Source organism: Treponema sp. R80B11-R83G3 (genome assembly GCF_054786115.1).
Genome location: NZ_BDHF01000132.1, coordinates 1 through 3,041 on the forward strand (window position 1 = coordinate 1; position 3,041 = coordinate 3,041).

Consider the following 3,041-nt stretch of genomic DNA (forward strand, 5'->3'; position numbering starts at 1 on the left):
ATGTTGCGGACTGGATTGGAAACCGGAATGAATTACGAAATTCCCATTTAAGATATGTAATAAATAAAAATGACGCTGCCCATACGTATATCTGGGAAATAGAAATGAAGGTATACGATGGTTCGTATCCTCTGGATAGCACCCCTGATACTGCGCCGCTCACCTTAACCGTTGGCAAGAAAATGGGCTTTGCGGTTGCCTACTGCGATAACGATAATAATGCCCACAGCAGTAACCCGACCCAGATAGGCGACCGTGATCATTTTATTGGCAGTATGTTTGTAACAGGCAATACTGATAATGAAAGAAATGTAGCGTATCAGAACTCGAATCAATACGCTAAAATATATTTGAAGAAGTAGCCGGTATGAAAAACACCGGATACCGGATAATAGAAGTTAAGGAGAAAACGTCATGAAAAAGATTATGTTTTTATTACTCCTCGTTATTGCAATCGGTTTTGCCGGTTGTGAAAACAAAGATAGCCCGATAGTAGAACCTACGCCGATAGAACCCACACCAACAGAATCGTCAGTAGTCTCATTGGTGCAGTCAACAACGGTAACACAGGCATCAAACTTTACTTATGCCGATATAAAAGCCCTTGTTACCGAAGCGGTCACGCTGGCGGGCGGACTTGACAGCATTATAAAAACCGGCGATGTGGTTGTGCTAAAACCGAATGTACTAACCACTTATTATGGTTGGGCAACCAGTGGAACTGCCATTCCCCAAACAGTGAACGGTGTTTGCACCGACTGGCGGGTTGTACAGGCGACAGCCGAACTTGTAAGGGCAATTATCGGTCCGTATAATTCTAGTACAGGCAAGGGTAAAATCATGCTCATTGAAGGCTCATGTAACGGAGATATGGCGTTACAATTTGCCAATATAGGCTATACCACGACAAACCTGACTGAGGTAAACGAGATTATCGGGCTTGATACAGAAGGGGGTGCATATTCCCCGGGAGATGGGACAAACCTTACAGCCTACGTTACCCAAGTCACGCTGAGTGATTATAAATATAAAATCGTTCCTAACGGTTCTTATCAGGGCGCTTCACCATATAAGACGTATTATAAAGGCGACGGCAAATATTGGGTAAGCAAAAAAATGTACGAGGCAGACGCGCTTATTTCCATTCCGGTTGTAAAAAATCATTGGGACGCGGCTGTTACCGGTTCTATCAAAAACATATCAATAGGCGCCGCTCCGCCAAAAATTTACGGAATTGCCAACGGCAGTATTGGGCGTAACGGCATGGTAAACCATTCTTCGATTAATTTGCATGAGTGGATAGCCGACTTTTTCTCCTGCCTCCCCGCCGACTTTGTTGTAATGGACGGATTGCAGGGGCTTGATAACGGTCCCGGTACGGGTAACAACCTTGCGGCTTTACAAACTAAACAGAAAAACTTGCGCAGTATACTCGCGTCAAAAGACCCGCTTGCTATAGACATTGTTGAAGCAAATTTAATGAATTGGAATTACACCACAGTGCCGTATATGACATATTTAGCCGAGAAAGGCCAAGTCGGAGGAAAACCAAACAGGCGGGTAATACTGTTGCGTGGGAATACGAAAAATATTGTTGTTCTGGGAAACAAAAAAGTTGACGATGTAAGGACAAATTTTGAAGGTATTTTACCGCCGCCGGGTGGCGACAAGCTAACATCGGCGCAGTTGACAAAGCCGACAGTAACGATCAACTCTACTGCATTTTCCGGTGCAAATCTTAATCTGGCGCTGACTCTTTCGTCCGGCGATAACAATAACGTTGTTAAGATCGATGTTTATATCGACGATGCATACAAAAAGAGTTTTAATGCCAATATGGCTAATGTTTCGCTTGACACTACAGGCCTTGTCGCAGGTTCTCACAAGATAGAAGTTCGCGCATATACCAAGTTTATGTCCGACGCGACAGCGACTACTGCGGCGGTTAAGTAAAGGGTAAAATCTGTATTTTTTAAGCTGTGGTATTTTTTACATCATTTCATTGGTAAAACTTCAACGTAAAAAATCGACATGGAAGCCGATTATTTACGCTTTTACCCAAAAAACACTAAAAAAAGCCCAAATTCGGGGTTTTTTAATCTCAACTTTATGCAATTTGCATTTAATAGTTTTTATTGTATAATAATCGACAGCAGTTAGCCATATCTGCTAAAAGGAGATCTCATGAAAAAATTTAAAATTATTCTCGCTGAATTGGAAAAAAAATCCGCACATTGGGCAAAGAGCCGAAAAACTCTCATGGAGTTTCACGTAAACAACGATGTCCGCCGTGAGTACGGTCTTAGCGACAGCCTCTTTTCATTAACGGGAAACGTGGTTTTTGCGGACATTAAACAATGCAGAGAGCTTGCGAATAAAATCAACCTTAAACAAGACCCCGCTCATCCTGAGCGTTTTATAAAAGCCGGCCATCTTTACGCGATGGGTCTAATCGATGAAATTCTGCACTATGTAGTCGCGCTTTACCGCGAGCAAGTTCAGGGCGATGTTTTTGAAACCGCGCTGGAAAGGCTGAACACCAATCTTGGCGAAGGCAAAACCAACGGTCTTTTAAATGAGTTTTCCAAACAATTCCCTCCGCGTCCTGTGTACAAGGGAGAGAAAAATATTGAGCAATACCTTAAAAGCAAAGAAGACGGCGAAAGCTGCCGCGCCCTTTCCATCGAGGAGACAACGCTCCTGTCGCTTGCAAATTTAAATCCAGCTTTTAAACCTTTCAAATTTTTATTTGACGATAAAAAACTTTCCGCAAAAACCGTCTACCATGACGCAATCGAAGAAATAAAAGCGCACTTAAAAGAAATGCCCGTCTTCGGTCCCGACGGCATGAACCTTTGGGACTTTCTCCGCTCACCCGCAATTCAATTCCCCGATTCTCTTTTTGGACAGCTTGATTATATGCGAAAACATTGGGGGCTTCTCATTTCAAAATTCATGGCGCGGCTGCTGATGAGCCTTGACGTAATAAACGAAGAAAGCAAACCTACATTCTTCGGCCCCGGTCCAAGCGAAGTTTTAAC

Annotated in this window: 2 protein-coding genes and 1 pseudogene; all 3 read left to right on the forward strand. The window is 43.2% G+C overall.

What is annotated here, in order from left to right:
* Nucleotides 1-362 (forward strand): sugar-binding protein (locus ACYVRH_RS11520; RefSeq protein ID WP_461257060.1); only part of this gene is annotated, 362 nt, incomplete at its 5' end.
* Nucleotides 363-414: 52 nt separating this feature from the next.
* Complete coding sequence (locus ACYVRH_RS11525) at nucleotides 415-1,953, forward strand: DUF362 domain-containing protein (protein WP_461257061.1); 1,539 nt, start codon at nucleotides 415-417, stop codon at nucleotides 1,951-1,953.
* 231 nt (nucleotides 1,954-2,184) lie between these two features.
* A pseudogene (locus ACYVRH_RS11530) lies at nucleotides 2,185-3,041 on the forward strand (alpha-amylase family glycosyl hydrolase); the annotation flags it as partial.